At 39.9% G+C, this 18,555-nt stretch carries 18 protein-coding genes; 10 read left to right on the top strand and 8 right to left on the bottom strand.

All coding sequences use genetic code 11. The features are described from left to right. Positions 1-43: 43 nt before the first annotated feature. Entirely contained in the window at positions 44-2,458 is a 2,415-nt protein-coding gene (locus tag C1X04_RS10730; protein ID WP_137169897.1) for an AAA family ATPase, read from the top strand. Positions 2,459-2,605: 147 nt separating this feature from the next. Here the strand turns inward: C1X04_RS10730 and C1X04_RS10725 are convergent, their stop codons facing one another. Both C1X04_RS10725 and C1X04_RS10720 read right to left on the bottom strand, forming a co-directional pair. After that, on the bottom strand, positions 2,606-3,493 hold the full coding sequence (locus C1X04_RS10725; RefSeq protein WP_137169896.1) for a hypothetical protein: 888 nt from the start codon (positions 3,491-3,493) through the stop codon (positions 2,606-2,608). Beyond that, positions 3,493-5,193 carry a zinc ribbon domain-containing protein gene (locus C1X04_RS10720; RefSeq protein WP_137169895.1) on the bottom strand — a complete coding sequence of 567 codons (1,701 nt, stop codon included), beginning with the start codon at positions 5,191-5,193 and terminating at the stop codon, positions 3,493-3,495. The genes C1X04_RS10725 and C1X04_RS10720 overlap by 1 nt, the downstream gene beginning before the upstream one ends. A 71-nt stretch (positions 5,194-5,264) precedes the next feature. Between C1X04_RS10720 and C1X04_RS10715 the strand changes: the two genes are divergently transcribed. Both C1X04_RS10715 and C1X04_RS10705 read left to right on the top strand, forming a co-directional pair. Continuing rightward, positions 5,265-6,377, top strand: coding sequence for an N-6 DNA methylase (locus C1X04_RS10715; protein WP_137169894.1), 1,113 nt, complete (start codon positions 5,265-5,267; stop codon positions 6,375-6,377). A 220-nt stretch (positions 6,378-6,597) separates the two neighbouring features. Further along, positions 6,598-7,107, top strand: a complete 510-nt coding sequence (locus tag C1X04_RS10705) for a DUF523 domain-containing protein (RefSeq protein ID WP_110573108.1) — start codon at positions 6,598-6,600, stop codon at positions 7,105-7,107. A gap of 26 nt (positions 7,108-7,133) precedes the next feature. Here the strand turns inward: C1X04_RS10705 and C1X04_RS10700 are convergent, their stop codons facing one another. After that, positions 7,134-8,093, bottom strand: a complete 960-nt coding sequence (locus C1X04_RS10700; protein WP_137169893.1) for a ribonuclease Z — start codon at positions 8,091-8,093, stop codon at positions 7,134-7,136. Positions 8,094-8,300: 207 nt separating this feature from the next. Between C1X04_RS10700 and C1X04_RS18475 the strand changes: the two genes are divergently transcribed. Next, positions 8,301-8,453: a hypothetical protein gene (locus C1X04_RS18475; RefSeq protein ID WP_175404930.1), complete on the top strand. Its 153-nt coding sequence runs from the start codon at positions 8,301-8,303 to the stop codon at positions 8,451-8,453. A 69-nt stretch (positions 8,454-8,522) separates the two neighbouring features. Here C1X04_RS18475 and gloA read toward each other — a convergent pair whose 3' ends face one another. Beyond that, positions 8,523-9,047, bottom strand: coding sequence for a lactoylglutathione lyase (gloA, locus tag C1X04_RS10695; RefSeq protein ID WP_110573104.1), 525 nt, complete (start codon positions 9,045-9,047; stop codon positions 8,523-8,525). Between the two features lie 104 nt (positions 9,048-9,151). Between gloA and C1X04_RS18580 the strand changes: the two genes are divergently transcribed. Further along, complete coding sequence (locus tag C1X04_RS18580; protein WP_181417000.1) at positions 9,152-9,310, top strand: hypothetical protein; 159 nt, start codon at positions 9,152-9,154, stop codon at positions 9,308-9,310. A gap of 54 nt (positions 9,311-9,364) precedes the next feature. Here the strand turns inward: C1X04_RS18580 and C1X04_RS10685 are convergent, their stop codons facing one another. Then, positions 9,365-10,495, bottom strand: coding sequence for a hypothetical protein (locus C1X04_RS10685; protein ID WP_137169892.1), 1,131 nt, complete (start codon positions 10,493-10,495; stop codon positions 9,365-9,367). A gap of 143 nt (positions 10,496-10,638) precedes the next feature. On the opposite strand from C1X04_RS10685, the gene C1X04_RS10680 reads away from it, so the two are divergent. Continuing rightward, complete coding sequence (locus C1X04_RS10680; RefSeq protein WP_110573100.1) at positions 10,639-11,544, top strand: ankyrin repeat domain-containing protein; 906 nt, start codon at positions 10,639-10,641, stop codon at positions 11,542-11,544. An 83-nt stretch (positions 11,545-11,627) separates the two neighbouring features. Here C1X04_RS10680 and C1X04_RS10675 read toward each other — a convergent pair whose 3' ends face one another. After that, on the bottom strand, positions 11,628-12,503 hold the full coding sequence (locus C1X04_RS10675; RefSeq protein ID WP_137169891.1) for an MYG1 family protein: 876 nt from the start codon (positions 12,501-12,503) through the stop codon (positions 11,628-11,630). 273 nt (positions 12,504-12,776) lie between these two features. Between C1X04_RS10675 and C1X04_RS10670 the strand changes: the two genes are divergently transcribed. Continuing rightward, complete coding sequence (locus C1X04_RS10670; protein WP_110573096.1) at positions 12,777-13,130, top strand: DUF1428 domain-containing protein; 354 nt, start codon at positions 12,777-12,779, stop codon at positions 13,128-13,130. 136 nt (positions 13,131-13,266) lie between these two features. Here the strand turns inward: C1X04_RS10670 and C1X04_RS10665 are convergent, their stop codons facing one another. Further along, entirely contained in the window at positions 13,267-14,529 is a 1,263-nt protein-coding gene (locus tag C1X04_RS10665) for a hypothetical protein (protein WP_137169890.1), read from the bottom strand. A gap of 377 nt (positions 14,530-14,906) precedes the next feature. Here C1X04_RS10665 and C1X04_RS10660 point away from each other — a divergent pair, with 377 nt between their 5' ends. The 3 genes from C1X04_RS10660 (at position 14,907) to C1X04_RS10650 (ending at position 17,312) form a co-directional block, all read left to right on the top strand. Beyond that, positions 14,907-15,536 (top strand): hypothetical protein, encoded by a 630-nt coding sequence (locus C1X04_RS10660; protein ID WP_137169889.1) that lies wholly within the window; start codon positions 14,907-14,909, stop codon positions 15,534-15,536. Continuing rightward, positions 15,533-17,047 carry a GGDEF domain-containing protein gene (locus tag C1X04_RS10655; RefSeq protein ID WP_137169888.1) on the top strand — a complete coding sequence of 505 codons (1,515 nt, stop codon included), beginning with the start codon at positions 15,533-15,535 and terminating at the stop codon, positions 17,045-17,047. Before C1X04_RS10660 ends, C1X04_RS10655 begins: the two co-directional genes overlap by 4 nt. A gap of 97 nt (positions 17,048-17,144) precedes the next feature. Next, positions 17,145-17,312, top strand: coding sequence for a hypothetical protein (locus C1X04_RS10650; protein ID WP_175404928.1), 168 nt, complete (start codon positions 17,145-17,147; stop codon positions 17,310-17,312). Positions 17,313-17,339: 27 nt separating this feature from the next. Here C1X04_RS10650 and C1X04_RS10645 read toward each other — a convergent pair whose 3' ends face one another. Further along, positions 17,340-18,464 carry a LuxR C-terminal-related transcriptional regulator gene (locus C1X04_RS10645; protein ID WP_137169887.1) on the bottom strand — a complete coding sequence of 375 codons (1,125 nt, stop codon included), beginning with the start codon at positions 18,462-18,464 and terminating at the stop codon, positions 17,340-17,342. Between the last annotated feature and the right edge of the window lie 91 nt (positions 18,465-18,555).

Genomic DNA, 18,555 nt, shown 5'->3' with positions numbered 1-18,555 from the left:
TTGCCTGTGTTACGGGCGTTAGGAATCATTAAAAAGGACATATATGAGCGGACATATCAAAAAAATAGATTTAATTAAAGGTATGGCGGTCTATGATGATTTTCAGTGGTCATCATCTATGCGGGATGCTGGTAATAACATCACAGAATTTAAAAGCCTAAACATTATATATGGCCGAAATTACTCTGGCAAAACAACACTCTCGCGGATCTTCAGAGCTCTCGAAATCGGCACGATATCGGATAAATATAGTTCACCTGAGTTTCAATTGTCTTTTGATGGCGGCAGGATTGCCACGCAGAGGTCATTAAGCAATCATGGTCAAATCGTTCGGGTTTTCAATGAGGACTTTGTCCGAGACAACCTTCGGTTCATTGTTGATGACGAGCAGACGATCAATTCATTCGCCATCTTGGGGGAAGACAACACAAGGCTTGAGGAAGAAATCGCGAAGCATGAAGCCGAACTTGGGAGCGAAGAGGACAAGTCTGGACTGCTGGGAGAACTCTTTGGGGCTGAAGAAAAATTCAAAGGAGCCAAAAAAGACCATGACGACAAGTCGTCAGAATTGGAGGGGAAGTTACGTGATAAAGCCAATAAGGCAGGCACTGGAATCAAGCACAATAAAACGTTTGGTGATGCCAACTACAATGTTCCCAAAATAAAGACAGACATCTCGACTGTTACTAAAGACACTTATTCTCCGCTTACTGATGAGCAGGTGAGCAAGTTTCACGATCTCCTTAGAGAAGAACCAAAATCGGAAATCCCTGAATCATCAACTTTCAATCTTCAATACTCTGCTATCGTTTCAAAGGCTAAAGAGCTCATTGAAAAAAAGATTCAGGCATCTGATCCAATTCAGGAATTGCTAAACGATGCAGCTTTGGCCTCGTGGGTGAGGACTGGTCGGGGCCACCATCAAGAGAAAAGAGATAAGTGCGCATTTTGTGGCAACGATCTTCCTGAAGATTTGTGGGAGAAACTGGACAAGCATTTTAACCAGGAGTCTGAAGGCCTTCGTCAAGCATTGGAAACGCTTCTTGGATCGATTGAACGTGAGCGCCCCCGAGTTCCTAATCTACTGAAAATCAAAAACTCGGATTTCTACTCTAACTTTACAGCCGACTTGGATTCATTAGCAGAACAGTTGTCTACCTTATCAGAGTCTTACAGTCAGAGTCTGGACTCGATAAAAGAACAGATCGAAAAACGAAGAGATGACATTTTTACGCCTCTTGAGTTTAAAACATCTGAGTCTATTGAAGGTGCTTTGAATGCGGTCAGGGATTCGTATGAGGAGCTCAGAAACGAATCTAACCAGCTTACAGCTTCACTAAGCGCCGACCAATCAGAAGCTCGTGCGGCTCTCCGCCTCCATGAGGTTTATACATTCATAAACGACATTAAGTATGCGGACGAGTATACGACCATTGAGGCATTGAATGTGGCTATGGGTGAAGCGAAGGAAGCTAAAAATACCGCAAAAGTAAAAGTTGATGTAAAACAAGAAAAGATCGCTGAATTGAAGGCCCAGCTAAAAGATGAAAGCAAGGGCGCTGATAGGGTAAACGATTATCTGAACAACTTTTTCGGCCACCAGTCTCTCTCACTAAAAGCCATTGAAGAAAAACTGGGGGACGCGTCATCTGGATACCGGTTTGAGGTAACTCGAAACGACAAAAAAGCATTCCATCTCAGCGAAGGGGAATGCAGCCTGATAGCTTTCTGTTACTTCATGGCCAAGCTTGAAGACATAGAGACTAAAGGTAACCAGCCAATCATTTGGATCGATGATCCCATTTCCAGCTTAGATGCAAACCATATCTTTTTTGTCTACAGCCTTATTAATGCTGAGATTGTAACGCCAGAGAAATATGAAGATGACGGTGAGATCAAGGAACGTGACCGTTTTAAGCAGCTATTTATTTCGACTCACAATTTGGATTTTTTGAAGTATCTTAAGCGGCTTCCCGGCGCCTTGAACAAAAAAAAGTCACAATACTTTATCATTAACCGAACGGATCAAGTCAGTGACATTACATTGATGCCTCGATATCTGAAAGACTACGTCACGGAGTTCAACTTTCTGTTTCATCAAATTTATAAATGCGCTCATGCTCAGATCGAGAGTGATGAAAATCATGATTGCTACTACAACTTTGGAAACAATGCCCGCAAGTTTCTTGAAGCATTCTTGTACTACAAATACCCCAATGCCGTAGAAAAAGATGATAAGTTGGCGCGTTTTTTCGGAGATGATGCATTGGCATCGTCACTAACTGATCGCATCAACAATGAGTTTTCCCATTTAGCGGGTGTATTTGAGAGAAGTATTTTGCCTATTGATGTGCCTGAGATGAAGACAACGGCAAGTTTTATATTACGGAAAATTGAAGAAAAAGATCCAGATCAGTATTCGGCGCTGCTTCAAAGTATTGGGGTAGAAGATGCCTAACAAGCGCATGTTGTCGGACTATTTTTCCGCTGCGCTGTAAACCAGCCGCAAATGCGGGCATTATACCAGGTTGTAATCAACATGCTGATATTAGAGCCAGATGAAAAATAGCCCTTTTCATCTCGTTATTTTCATCTGACCCTAAATTCAGTTTCTTCTGTAGCGTAAATTATTACAGTCTCTGAATTCATGATAGCATTTTAGCTTTAAAAAATTCTTATTTGATGGGCTAAATACATTAAAATATTTATTAAAGTATTTTGCATCACTTCTAAAATCCCCTTTCCAATCATATGTGTTTATGGTCCGATTCAAAAACTCACTGAACAGAGTGTCATTGAGCTCTTTTACTAGGTTGTCACATGCCTTTGCGGCTTCTTGTACTACACTTAGTTCAAGTTTAATGGGTTTTTCTAGATACTCATAATATTGTTCTAAGCCCAAAGATAGGGCGTTATTTGAACCGAAGAGTCCAGAACGATGTACAACGCAGTGCCTTAACTGACCAATAAAATCAAAATCAGTAAATGCAGTTGCGAGCTCGGGGTTTTTTTTGAGATTTTTTAAACTTACGCCAGTAAAACTCTTTACCGTTTCTTTAATATTGTATGCTGAGTGGAAAGAGCAGTCCTCCATCAATGCCTCAGGCAACAATTTCTTATTGTGATGAATGGCTGCTCCATATGTTACTGATTTTGAGTAACTGTTCCCCTTTGACTCCCCATCAATAAGTAGTAGTCTCCTAAGGAGACAGCGAACATAGCTCTCCACCGATGATATAAACCCAAGAATGAGTAGGTTTGAAAGTTTAGCCCATTCCTCGTTGCTCTGAGATGCCAAAGATGTGTAGTTTCCTGTCGTGGGTTCTAAAACGAAACAGCCGAGTAATTTTTTATATGACAACATATTACTTTCATATATATCAATAGGTGACTTATCAGGCTCTTTATACGATATATCAAATAGGGATTGTGAGCGTATTGTAGTAGTGCTTCTTGCACCTGATAATGCAAATTTAAATTCTTTTTTTTCCATTAGTATAAAAACTCATTTGTCCAAGCATTAATTTTATTGACAATTTTTTCTGCGTATTTTGGCCCAACTTGTTTTACTTTTTTTAATTCTATAATCGTATCATCGGACATAAGAACATCTTCTATTGTTTTGAATTTAGATATTCTAATAACTTTATGCTGAAAGTCAGTAAAAGGTAACTCTGATAACTTTTTACTCATGCACTCTTTGAATATTGACCCATCAACCAATTCACTACCACATATATGACAGAATTTTTGTCCATCTGCAATTCGGGCTGTGCTGCAATTAGGGCATTCCGGTAAGTCTATTTTAATATTTGCAATTTCTTTATCAGGGAGAACACGGTTAAACTTTCTTCTTATTGGATGTTTCTCAGAAGGGCCAGATAATACAGATACTAACTGAGAAACATTAAATCCCCTGCTTTTAATCAAAGCCTTTTCTTTTATTAAGAGTGCTAAATGCGGAACAAAACGTCTCAGCTTCCTTTCTTGACCATGTGAAACCATTGACATTTCAAAAAGTAGTCCAGCTTCAACTAGGAATTTAATCATTCTTCCAGCTTTTTCATCAATATCTTCTATCCCAATTATGATGTTTTTCTTAAAGTTATCACCTTTTTTTTCAGAGTTTTCATAGTTGAATTCTTTAACTAAGTTTATCAGGCTGAATAAGAATTTGTTTCCAATGTTAATAACGCTACCATATTGTTTTATTTTTTCGGCAATTGATAAGAATTCTTGAATGATATTTTCACATCTAGACTGTATTACTAGGTTTATTCGTTGTTGCTGTGTTTTATTGGTGTCAGAGTCAACATATGATCTTATTAAAGAAATATATGCTCTAGGTATACCAAAAGATGCATACATTAGTAAGTTTAAAATTTGATCATCTATCTTAACATGTTCTCGAAATCTTTTATCAATGATTGTATTCATAAATGGAATATAATCTTTATCCTGAACATCCATCCATATTGACACCTGCTCAGCATCCTGACCGATATGAAATCTCGGTCCATACTGTGTTGTTCCAGGGTAGACTGAAGCTTTAGGTGAGATTTTTATTGACTTGATGCTTCGAAAAATATCGAAAAATTCAACCATATAGTCTCGAGTCAAAGTTAATGCGGCATCATCTAATAATAAGATTGCTCTTTTTCTACCTTTCGTATCTAGTGCTCTATGAATCAAGGCTTGAGTTAAGGATATATTTATTGTTGATATTAGCTCATCATAATCGTCATTATATATGTTTCGTTCCATATCTTTAATGAAATTATAGATTTTGCTTTTGCTAAGGCATTCTTTGTTATAGTTTACATTGAAATTATTCATAACATCGTATGATATTTTGCAAAGAACCCACGCATGGAAAATATCTAGAGCATTAGATTTATTATGTAGATATGTTTCTAACCTTAAGTAATGATTAAATGTGACATATATTGGAAGCGGTAGACTATCGTCATTTAGGCAAGTATTATAGGCACAACGCATCTGGTGCGTTTTTCCCGTACCTCTAGGGCCTGTAATCAACTTAGCACCTACTTGGATTAGCTTTTTTTGAATGTTCTGGAAATGTAAACTGTTGGCTGTCCAGTCAAGTAACTGTTCATTTGTTAAGTAATCAGCTCTTTCTTCATACTCGCTATTATCGAAAAAAGATAAATCTACTTCTAACTGGTCTGCCATAGCTGTATTCCCTTTACATTAAGGACTAATATTGTAAAATAATATTTCATATCATAAGGTTATCATGAAAAGTGGTTGAATTAAATCAATACTACACATCTGAATCTACTAGTTTTCTGCTTGCATCAATGCTTGATGTTGAAAACGTGCACTCCTGCCTTGAACTAAGTGCAGGTAAAGGTGCACTTATCGATCCAATCAAGGCGCTTAATGATAATATTCGTTTCACTACTGTAGATCTAGACAAAAACAATACAGATAAACTTATACAAAAGTATCCAAATGACATTCATATATGTAGTGATGCTCTAGATATAAATTTGAATATGGAAGCTAACTCTTTCGACTTGGCTATATGTAATCCACCATTTACTTACATAGATATTAACGACAATTATAAGTCTATATTAGGTCAAGACTTTAATTTTATATTTAATAAAAGCTCTAAGATTAGAGCGGAAGTTTTATTTATTATAAGGAATTTGTTTTTTTTGAAGGAAGGCGCAACTCTTGCAGTAATTGTTCCGGATTTTATTTTCTCATCTTATTCTCTTTCTAAATTTAGAGAGGTTCTTTTTTCTAAGTTTACTTTGATAAAAGTAATTGATTGTGAATACAAAAGTTTTAAAAAAACAGAAGCGAAGACATATGTTCTTTTTATAAAAAAGATTGAACCAGTTAGCGTTGATAATAGTATACCTTATTTTGTTTTTTCATCGGGTAATATTAAGAAGAGTGAAATTTCACTTGGTTCTACTTTTCTTAAAAGAAATGCAATTAATAATATAGGCTATACTATTTTTAGAGGCGCAAATAGTAGTAAAGAGTGCCGATTGTTAGGAGAGCCATTTCATCATAATTATGCTAATTTTAAAGATTTTTCAAATGTATATTACTTTTCTAACAGTGAAAAAAAATCTAATTTTAAATATGCTTCCAGAGGAGATATCTTAATTCACCGTGTTGGGCGTGATGTAGGTAGAACTGTTATTCTAGATAGTGAATATGTCATAATTAGTGATTGTGTCATTGTATTGAGGTTTCATGATGTGGAACTGAGAAAGTCTTTTTTAGACTACTGGGCTTCAAAAAAAAATGAATGGATTTTAAATAATCAAAAAGGAACATGCGCTAAAAATATATCAATAAATAGTCTTAAAAATCTAATTTCATCATTGAGTTGAACTATCAGTAATAAATTCACTGAACTTTGGTCTTTAAAGGCGCAAATAGATAGGGCGGATTTTCCTACGATGGGTGCGATGATTAACGACCAGCTAGCAATAAAGGATGACCCAGAAACTCAAGAAGATATGATTGCTCGATACAAACGAGATTTATGATTTTTATTTTTAGCCCTTTGCATTATTCTGTGCGGCGCTTTAGTTTTTTACAGGAGTTCTAGTGGTAAAAGTACTGGTTAGTTCGTGTTTGGTTGGCAATAAAGTGAGATACAACGCGAGCTGTTTATCCATCCCTGAGTCTGATTTTTTTTGGCTCAGGTCGAATGCAGAACTGGTGGTTTTTTGCCCTGAAGTGTCTGCTGGTCTACCTACTCCAAGAGCACCTGCTGAAATAATCAAAGGAAGAGGTATTGATGTTCTCGATGGCGCTGCAAAGGTTGTTGGGAACGATGGCGTTGATGTTACGATTCAATTTGTGAGTGGCGCCAAGAAGGCTTTGGAACTCTGCCAAAAGCAAAAAATAGACTATGCCGTGCTTGCAGAAGGAAGTCCTTCATGTGGCAGTTCGAAAATATACGATGGCACATTTAAAGGAAATAAAATCGATGGTGCAGGTGTAACCGCTACTTTGTTAGAGCGTAATGGCATCAAGGTTTATAGCCAGCATACGATAGCGGAACTGCGAAGCCTATTAGAGACAGATTGGATATTAGAATCAGATGAAAAATAGCATTTTTTCATCTGATTCTAGATCCTCTAGATCCTTTTTTTCAATTCACCAGCTTTGTTCAGCTGATATTCGTCAAGGTCGTTGGCGAGAAACAGGTTGCCCGAATAATGGGCTTTGGCTTCTTGATAAATGTCGGCGATGGAAGGGGATAGGTTTGGGTTAGCTTGGTAGCGAGGGCTAAAGTGCGTTAACACTAAGTTGGGGATGTTTGCTTGCTGGGCAAAGGTCGCCACAAGTTCGGCGTCACTGTGGCCGTAGCTGTTGCCTGACTTCTCAACGAGGTCTTTGGTGTAGGTGGCTTCATGAACCAGTACGCTGGCGCCATGGCTTATTTGAGACAAGAGTTCTGGCTGGTCATTGTCGCCTGCAACAATGATTTTTTGCGGGTTTTTATCGTATAACAAATAGTCTTCACAATGGATTAGCTGGCCGTTTAGTTCAACATCTTGCCCCTTTTGTAACTGCCCCCAATGTGGCCCTCTGGGGATGTTATGCTGCTCCAGTTTTTCCACATCCAAGCGCGGGTTGATGTCTTTTTCGGTAAAACAGTAGGCATAAGAGGGGACTCGGTGAGACAGGGCGACCGTTTCCACACGAACTTTTCTGAACTCGACAGATGTCAGATCATCAGTACAGACAAACTCAATGTCATAGGGCAGATACAGTTGTGTATGTTGCTGAGTCGCTTCCACCCATTCTTTCACACCACTTGGTGCCATAATTTTCAATGGCGCCTTGCGGCCATTCATGGCGGCACTTGCTAATATGCCTGGCAACCCATAACAGTGATCGCCATGAATGTGCGTGATGAAGATGGCTTGTAAGGCATTGATCGATAAATTGGTATGAAGTATCTGATGTTGCGTGCCTTCGCCACAGTCGACAAGGTACCAGCCGTTGCCTCTTTCTTCGCGCACCGCGATGCTGGTTACATTACGAGTTTTGGTCGGAACGCCTGCCGAGGTTCCAAGAAAGACAATATTCATTTTTTACCTTGATGCATAAAGACGGGTTATCTGCCTAAGCCTAATGTTTTCATGGCCAAGCGGCAATCTTGGGTTGTATAGATGGCTTATTATTTACCTAGCTTCAAAAAACTCACATCCGTCGCTGCTAAGAATTGTTATCTTCTATACGCTTCCTGAGCTAAAATACAAATCTTGTTCGTACTTTTTAATACATGAGATTTATAAATGACCGCATTTGATACCAAAGTGGAAGAATTGATCGCTAAACACCCGCATTTAACCAAAGATGAAGCCATCAAGATCATCACTGAGAAAAACGACCGTAAGAAGCAGAAGAGAAATGCCAGAACAAACAAAGGCGGTGTTAACAAAGGCTAGCAGTAAAGTTCATCGCAGAAAAAAGGCCCCTTTGTCATGTTCCAAAGGGGCCTTTTTGCTTAATGTGGTTTAACTCGCCATGCGGTTTGCACTGAATATTTCAATCCAGTAGCCATCTGGGTCTTTGATAAAGGCAATGTTGTTCATTTTGCCATCGCTTAGTTTCTTCTGAAATGGCACACCAAGTGCCTCGAAACGCTGGCACGCGCCTTCTAGATCGGGCACATGAAAACCAATGTGACCAAAACCACGTGGGTCACTGTTACCGTTGTGGTATTGCGTATTCTCTGGAGTATCATCCCAGTTATGGGTCAGTTCTAACATAGCAGGGCGGCCAAAGGTTTGCGCCGTTCGTTCTGCATCATCGCTACTGATATCGGAAAAGTCTTCACCGTGAGTCAGAAAATACAAACTGAATTTCATCTCAGGAAAGTCGAGTTTCTTTAATAGCGTCATACCCATGATTCGAGTATAAAAATCGAGAGTGCGAACAGGGTCGGCAATGCGCAACATGGTTTGGTTGAACACAAATCCATTTGTTGCTGGGTCTTTCTCTTCACACAACCCTTCGGCTTTTTCAAAATGACGACTCATATTTGTACTCCTTGATTATAACAGTGTATGACTCAGGAGCTGGGGGCTGACTGTGAAATTCCAACCCCTTATGACGTCAATTAGTTAAGGAAGGTTTTTTTGCGATGTGGTCACAGAACCCACCGGAAGACGATTTTATCGCTTTGTTGGGTACTGTATTTGAAACAGTGGAATCCCACTTAGTGAAGTTTGAGAACCCTTTCCAGGGAGGTTTTGCCACTATCTCTGTTTACGTGTGCGAACGTCCAATTCGAAACGCCTAACGGTTTTAAGCTAGCTATAAGTTTTTAGTAGAGCACTGAAACCGAGTAAATATCTCACTGGTAAATCTCCGAAGCACAAGCACTGTAATAAGCACTCTGTGCCGCTTCGAGATCATCTATCAAATTACAACTGGCGGCTTTAGCATAACGTTGCATGGCATTAGCGCAGGCTTGGCTATTGGTTTTAATTGGCGCATTAATTTTAGTACTGCTTGGCGAAGGGCAAGAGTCGCGATAAACAAAGTCGATGGAAAAGCTTTGCGTTTGCCCGCTGCCGTTTGTTTGCCCACTAGATAGGCTGTTCTGACTACCCGATGCTTGCTTCATTTGGGAACTGAGGCCATTCACCGTCGCTTGTAAATTATTCATTGAGGAGTCGTTAGAGTAGCTATCTTGAATAATGCTACTGATGATTTGCGTTTGCGAATCAATATCTAGCTCGCCTAAACCACCAGCTAGTGCACCAACGCCCATCGCCATCGCTTTACCCCAATCAAACCCTGAGTCTTCTTCTTGCTGGGCAATAGCTGCTTCTATTTGGCGGTTTTGTTTTGTTAGCTTTTGTGCAGTCTCTTGGCTGGCTTTTTCTACCTCATTAAGAAGGCTCTTATAGCGTTTGATCACCACTACTTGTTGTTGCATAGTTTGAGGATCATCTGAGGCAAAATTTTTCGCGTTATTCCAGCTCTGGCAAATAGTTTTCGATTGATTAGTAAGAATTTGGTTGGCCTCATTGGCCGCACTGATGACACTTTGCTGAGTCAACCCCAATGAGCGCGCATTAAAATCGTAGCAAGCATTAGATGAGCTTAATGAGCAAGAGCAGTCGCTTTTAAGCTGATTGTTAAGGGAGGCTAGCTCTTGCTTCGCGGTCATCAGCTGATGTTGCGACCTTCCTTGATAAATGTTTTCCAGAGAAAGCTCTCCCTGCTTTGTTGGGGTTTTATCCATCATATCGCCTATGGAAATGCTTACCTCAGGTGTTGTTTCTGCTTTTGCTGCTTCTGTTTTAATGGCCTCTTCAAAAGCAGTGCTGGAGGATGCTTGAGAGCCACTAGAGACACTTTCCTGATCTTCGTTCATTAGTGATTCAAGTGATAGGGCATTCGCCTTCACACCTAACAAAAATACGACGCTAACAAACGTTACCGATACAAAATAAATTAAGCGCTGGTTTATCTTCATTAGATTCTCTTCGCACAGCCCAATATGCTAGTTAAATACTATGGTATATAGCAAAAAATTGTATTATGGTCTTAACTATTTTATAAAGCCATAACGATTTCTAGAATTAAACTATAGTACAAGTAGAGACTTTAAGAGACTTTATGAACATATCCTTTTCTAAACTCACAAAGCCCTGTGCATTAATACTTCTTCTGATCCTTACAGGATGTTCTTCACAACCCGCATTAATTTCTGCCACTAGGAATAATGATGTGGCGGAAGTAGAAAGCCTACTGAGTTATGGTTATAACCCAAATGTCCGTAACTATACTGAGAGCTATGACAATGGGCGCACTCCCGTTTATTACGCCGCAGAAGGCGGTTACAACTCTCTGGTAAAAAAACTGATTGCGGCTGGGGCAGATGTAAACCAAGCTTCCGATGAACAATGGACGCCTCTCTTAGCTGCCGCGCGATACAGTGGTAACCTTGAAACCATACGTATTTTGGTCGAAGCTGATGCAGATATCCATTTCACCAATAACTATGGCAGAAACGTTTTAATGCTCGCTACTTATATGGGCAAGGCTGATGTAGTGCAATATCTGCTCGGTCTAGGAATGGACCCTGAAATTAAAAACAATGATGGGAACAACTCTTACGACTACGCCAAAAATAACAAAGACATTTCCTCAGATATGATCCACCAATACAGAGAAGCCTATTTACTAAAGCAAAAAATGGCTGGAATTGAAAATCGCATAAAAGAAATCGAAGCTCGTGACGAGGGGCTTCCTGAGTCGCTAAAACGCGACAAATACCTTATCGCTTATACTGATGCCTTAAAACAAGAAGAGTATTTAGATGCGGTTATATACGCCAATTTACTTGATAAGCTTGATACTCCAATGGAAGATGCGTTTTATTATTTCTGGGGAGAAGCTTTGCTAAAATTGGAAGATCCAGAGCAAGCTAAGAGTAAACTTAATGAATACCTAAAGCGAACAGGTTCTGGCGGAAAATACTATACTCAAGCCTTAAGGCTGATTATTCAAGCGGAAGCTTAGTTCGCGACTAGCGAGCATAATACGTACAGGAAACACAAAAAAGACCGATGTTTCAGTCATCGGTCTTTCTTTATTCCAAATATCTAATATTCCAACGCCATTTTGGCCATTTTCATGGTGCTTTCAAATGACGCACAGCCTGCGATAAACAAGCCGTTGTGACAGAACATGGCATCGTCCAAACCTGTTACGTCTTGCAGTTCTTTGTCTGACAGTCCTGCCCAAGGCGCAGGCAGTTTTTTTCGGTCTTCAAATGAGCCAAGTTCAACAGGCACGGTTTGTATGCGCCACTGTCCGGTTTGCGATGGGTAAACCATGAACAAGGCGTCTTGGGACAATCTAAGTACGGTGGTTTTCCATGGCGTGTATTGTTCTAACACGATGACTCGTGGGTCTTCGGCTTTTTCAATGGCGTTAGCAACGATGGCCTTTGCGTTTACGCCACCACTTGCTGCGGCAATGAAGCGAGTTAAGATGCGAGATGCGAAGGCAACGGCTTCATCAAAGCAGGCGTCAAAATCGCCTTCTTCTTGCCATGTAGGGTTAAACATGGAGATGGTTTGGCTTAGGCTAATGCCTGTTTGTACGCCTTCCACGTGCCCGCAATCTATAGCGTCGATGGCAGACACTAAATTTTTATCTAAGGCGCTCGCGACTTCTTTATCACCTGCGCATATTTCTACGCCGTATTTTTGCCAAATTAAGCCGAAGGATGAAAACGGAATGCCGTTCTCTCGTGCTCCTGCGCCACCTTTTTGGTGATGATCGAAGCGGTTTGTTTCTGCATCGTAAATACCGCCTACGTCTACCACTATATCCGCTTTTGCCATTACGTCTAAATCACGTGTACGTATTAATTCTACTGACGGAAAAATATGTTTAAGTGCCGCTACGGCAAATACGTCGTCTGCATGAAAGTTGCCATTGTGCGTTGCGATTACTTGAACTTGTTCGGTCATTCTATAGTCTCTTTGATTGATGTCATTTCACTTAACAGCACACCGGTACTAAAGGTCGGCATTTTACGGGGTTTTAGTGGTGGGTAACACCGTTGATTTTATCATCAGCTAATATAGGCATGCATAAACGCCAATCAGAGCCGTCATTTTAGCTCTTTATATTTTTCAAATGGCGGTAGTGCTAGAAGGCAGCTAGAATTGCTGTAGTAAAAATAGAGCTCGGTCCAAGTGAGAAATTTATATCTATTTGATTCAACTATAGAGGGTTACTCAATGTCATATGTAGATGGGTTTGTCGCAGCAGTACCTGCATCTAATAAAGAAGAATATATAGAGCACGCTGAAAAAATGGCGGCTGTCTTCAAAGATTATGGAGCATTAAATGTGGTGGATGCATGGGGCGATGATGTTCCTGAAGGTGAGGTGACTTCTTTTCCGTTGGCTGTTCAAAAGAAGGATGATGAAGTGATCGCTTTTTCTTGGATCACTTGGCCCTCAAAAGAAATTCGTGATGCTGGATGGCAATCTGCAATGGAAGACCTAAGAATGGACCCTGATAAAAATCCAATGCCTTTTGATGGTAAACGTATTATCTATGGTGGATTCAATATTATTTCAGATGTCTAATCAGTTTCGTTGTATCTAGAAGAGAATTTAAGAATAAACCTCAATGGTTTTTATCGAGTTTTTATTCATGGAATCGAATTTTCTTATTGTGTGATTATTTTTTGAAATGATTTATGTAATTTTTTGTATATAAGATTTATAAAAATAGCCAATTTACGATACAGCATAATACCCACATGAAAACAGCATAATGAAGGCTGTTCATGACAATAACTTTAGTTGGTATTTGATAGCGACTTGTCATGAGTAATCCAAGCCCTGTCAGTCCGCTACTGCCTGCGGAAATAGCCCAAGCACTTAGAAATAAGAAGCCTAATTGAGTCGGGTCTGGGTTAAGAGGCAGTAGCATGGGGCTTGCAATAGCAATACTGATTACAGGATGAACGCCAATGACGCCGACGATAATCATGGCTGCAAGCACAAAAGAAAATAGTGGCGGATTAAAGGTGAAATTATCCAAATTAAATAATTCTGGGTAGCTCAAAATAATGGCGCTGATACCATTGGAGAAAATTCCCGCGGCTAAGAATAATGCAAATTGGCTGCCTATTTGAGGGAGCTTGTGGTTGACGAACTTAAGCAGACTGTCTTTTCTTGAGTTGGTGCTAATTAGCAGAATGGTTGCGCAGGGCGCTAAAATACAAATGAGTACAAGTATGCTGATGTTTGGCCAAATATAATGAAAAAGTATCACTGACAAAGCTAAGAAGACAGGGATAAAAAGGCTTTCGCGCTTAATTGGGTAGCCCTTGAAATCACCTTTTGTTCGATGAAATGCTTCTGTGGTCGAAAAAATAACTGCGACAACTCCCATCACTAAGCCTGGAATCAGTGTTTTTTGCCATTGCATTCCGGGTGCATAAGTTAATGCAATCCCTGTTGCAACAAAAAACGGTGACCACCAAGCTGCAGAGGCAAAGTTACGAGTTAGGACAAATTGTTGTACGGGGCTTAATTTGTTCGGCGCCTTCATACGGTCAGCAAATACCAAAATAACAGAAAGGTTAATTACGGCACCTAAAATTTGAACCCCTAATGCTGTATTTAGGATGGCTTTAAACCCTGTAGGAAGTTCACTACTCTTATCGGCTGTGTTGGTTAAGTCTAAAAAAGAAACAGCCACAAACATTGCCAGCATAGGTATATTGACAGCAAAAACCTGTTGCCATGTCATCCAAGTACCTTGGGATCCAGCAAAGAGTAGTGCCATACTACCAATAATCATAAGCCAACTTACTTGACGTTTTGCACTGGGTGCTAAGCTATGCCACATGGCAATATTGGCAGACCAAGCTAATATTGTCGGGAGCAACACCGAAATAAGTTGTGTGACAGATATCAGGTAAAGTGCCAAGGTGCCTAGGACAAACCAGCCTGTGTATTTTTTTAATAAATTCATTGGTTACATGTCTTCAATGTTCTTTATCCATGGTGAGATGATGGTAATGATAAAACCTCGCCTATATTTTATAAAATAGTGTTATAACTATAATAAGTCAGCACTATGAAAGCCGTGTGTGAATTCTAAAATCTATTTAGACGTTTTCTTATAATAAAATCTCTATAATATTTTTTTATAGTGCGTGATTTATTAAAAGGGTGAATGTGATAGATCTACATTACCTGCTTTCATAATCTAATTAAAAAAGCTAGAGTGACTTTTTGCTCTATAGATCATTTTTTTCTTAATTTTAATCGGTTAATACTTTGAAGTACTTACATCAAATATTTTTCAATTTTGCTCGAATATGCTGTGTTTTAGTAGGACTATGTATAGTGTCCACTTCATTGGCAAAAGACACAAGCCTAGACACTGGATGGGAGTATTCTTTGGGGGATTCACCGTTTGACTCTAACGGTGTGCCGGTCTGGACTCAACAAGACAGTTCCGCCCAATGGCGACCAATAGACTTTCCTGCCGATCCTCCTTCGCTGGGGGCTTTTGAAAATGTTTGGTTTCGTATCACTTTGCCCGATGTTTCACTAAGAGATCCTGTGTTTTTTGCCTCTAGTATCGACTTGTTGGCAGAAGCTTATTTAGATGGTGAGCGAATTTATAAACATGGCCAATTTAATCAAGATGGCTCTGGCGAATTCGCAGGCTGGCCGTGGCACATGATCGTGCTGCCAGAAGATTTTGCTGGAAAGACCCTGTATTTTCGTGTGTTTTCTGACTATCACAATATTGGCTTCTGGGGTGAAGTAAAGCTTAGCGAACGGATTGATATTCTTTCGCAGGTTGTAAGTGAGTCCTCTCAGGGTATTCTTGTTGCGGGCATCACTTTATTTATTGCCCTAATGGCGGCGGTATTTGCCATATTTAGAGGGCAGCGTCGTCAATTCTTGAGTGTGTGCTTCTTTTCACTTGCGGCCGCAGGCTTGGTTTTGGGGATATCCCAGTCATGAAGTTGGTGTGGGATAAACCGTTACTTTGGAACTATGTGGGCGCTTATGCTTATTTCTTGTTGCCCATCCCGATGTTTATGTTGTTGGCTGAATGGCTATCAAAGGCACATTTAGAAGTTCGTCATTTTCAGTGGTTGTGGAAATTCCATCTTATGTTTTTGGTGGCTGCTGGGATGGGGAGTTTGTTTGGTGTGGTGAGTATTAGCCAGCTGTATCCTATTTTTGATGGCATCTTTATTGTAACGCTATTGCTGTTGATTGCTTCTGTGTTGTTTGTTTTTAATCGGGTACGCTTAGAACAGAAAATATTGATTCTTGCCTACTTTGGCTTTTGTGCTGTGATGATGCTTGATATGTTTGTGGCTCATGGATGGGTTTCATGGAGCAGTGTTCCTGTATCAAGCGGTGCTCTGCTGTTTGCCGTTGCGATTATCGGGCTTTCATTTAATCATTATTTGTTTACTCAGCGACGTTTAGCCAAATTGAATATATCGCTAGAGTCTGAGGTAAACGAGCGAACTGAGCAGCTCACCGTTATGGCAGAGAAAGAAAAGCTTCGTTCCGAAAGCTTATTATTTCAGCAGCAAAAGCTGGAGATTGCCGGTGATATTGTTCTGGCCCTAGAGACTTGCCACACATTAGAGCAGGGGCTTGATAAAATTGGCAATAGCATTGCTGAGTTGTGTTTGCCATATTCTGGTGTTTTTAGTGTGGTCAACTCAGATAATTGGCAAGACATACAGTGCTGGGGGCGTAATGTCGAAATGCCAACTTCTCCTAGTGTGGCGGTGATAGAACAGGCCATTTTTGATCAGAAGCAAGGACTGTTTCCATTCAAGATAGTCAATAAGCAAGGCGTCGTTAGCTACGTCGCGCTATTACAGGTGAAAGTGACGGAAGAGAGCCGTTGTTATCCAGCGGATCAGTTTATGCCTTTGTTAGAGCGGGCTGTCGATAAAATTAACATGACACTTGCGAATCTTGCTTTGCGTGAAGAGTTGCAGCGTTTTTCCTATGAAGATGTTTTAACGAAGCTAAAAAATAGGCGCTTTTTTACCGAAGTGTTGGAATATGAAATAGCGTCATCGGAAAGGAATCAAGAGCCGCTGTCATTATTAATTTGTGATATCGATCATTTTAAGAAGTTTAATGATACCTATGGTCACCCAGCAGGGGATGAAGCATTAAAAACGATGGCGGCCTTATTGAACCGCTTCTTCCGTCAAGCGGATATCGTCTGTCGATTAGGTGGCGAGGAGTTTGTTATTCTTATGCCTCGAGCCAAGGGCGGTGATTGTTTGCAGCGAGCCGAACAGCTAAGGCTTGCAGTAGAGAATACTAAGATTGAGTATGAAGGCGCGTTTTTAGAAAGCCTGACGATTTCGATTGGTATCGCAAGTTGGCCTGAGCTTTCGGTGGATCCTCAGCGCTTGTTCCAAGAAGCAGACCTAGCTTTGTACGAAGCAAAGAACAGTGGTCGTAATTGTATTCGTATGGCGAGATTGAATTAGTCAATGTTCAATATCAAATGAGTGGTTATGGCTGTAACATCAGCGTGTTGATATTTAACACACCGCATTTTAATTACCCAAGGCGATAACCCCTGCTATGACGAGAAAAATACTAAGTTTGAAAGGCAAGCGTACTTCAACTGTAGCCTCTGTCGAAGAACCCGCTGAGGATTTATTTCCCAATGATCCTCAAATTACACCAATAGGTTTGGGACAGCGAGGCTTGGTTGTTGCGCTACCTGGCTCAGGGAAAAAACGACCTTGAATGTTAAGAGTAACTTATAATTACTTATCAAGATAAGAGATTGAAGGAGCTCATAATCAGAGTGCGAACTAGTTCAGTTTGTGAGTTTACTTGTACTTTATTAAACACACTTTTGAGTTGGCTTCTTACGGTTTGAATGCTGATATTCTTAGAGTCTGCATAGTCTTGTAGGGATAAGCCATTTGTTAAGGCTAATGCTAGTTGAGCTTCTGATGTAGTTAACTTATATACCTCCTTGAGAACTCCCAATGACATATGCGAGCAAAAATCAGGATGTGAGATATACATTAGGGCAAAATTTGGTGTATTGAGTTCATCTTTTAATATTTCTAAACCTTGTATACTTGAGTTTGTGATCGTTATGGATAATGGTGTCATATTATTGTTATTGTCCAATTGCAATGATGACGCTGAGACCTGACCGTCTAATACACTTTGTATTTTTGCTTTAATTTGCTTTTGCGATGCTGTCTGATCGGTAAATAATTGTTTATTTTTAATATCAAGGCCAAAGACACTATTAGCTAATGAAGCTGCTAAATCATTTATGAAATGAATCCTCATATCAGCATCGATTGCAATTATGCCAAGCGGAACTTTGGCTAGTGCACTGCTAAGCAATTCCTCCTTTTCATGGAGTTTTTCAAGGATGTCAGAGAAATCAAATACTCTTCGGAAATGAGGGTAGAGTCGTGATAATACTTTTAGTTCGTTGTCACTAAATTGTTCCTGATCCATACCGCGATGAATGCCAATACCAACGAAGTACTCTGTATTATTACAAATGTTTAAAGCGCTTATGTAGCCAACATTGTTAGGTAACAGTAATTTTTGGTAAAAATCAGGGTAATCTATTTTTGATGTTTTATGATCTATTACCCCAAGTGCCGTCCCTTCAGGTAAGGCCTTCATGATGGTTCCTGTTGCATCATGTACACCTAATTTTTCTTGGTATTCAGGTGAAAAGTCGCTTGGAACACCATAGCTCCCAAGTACCCGATAAAGGTTTTTATGAAATTTTATGAAAAATAATCCAGCACTTTTTGCTCTTAATGTTTCACAGAGCCTTTCTAGAACATAGTCCCAATCTCTATGTTCAAACCCACGTTCATAAATAAGATCTATTAAGTCCAATATGGCGTTTTCTTTCATATCGGGATGCTCCAGTACATGGGGAAATATAAGTTAAAATATACCCTCATATGGGGTATGAACAAAATAAAGTTGCTGTTTATATTTGTAA

The organism is Marinomonas sp. FW-1 (assembly GCF_005222245.1).
GTDB classification, from domain to species: domain Bacteria; phylum Pseudomonadota; class Gammaproteobacteria; order Pseudomonadales; family Marinomonadaceae; genus Marinomonas; species Marinomonas alcarazii.
Note: the sequence above shows the minus strand (reverse complement) of the source record. Positions and strands in the feature narration are given on the sequence as shown.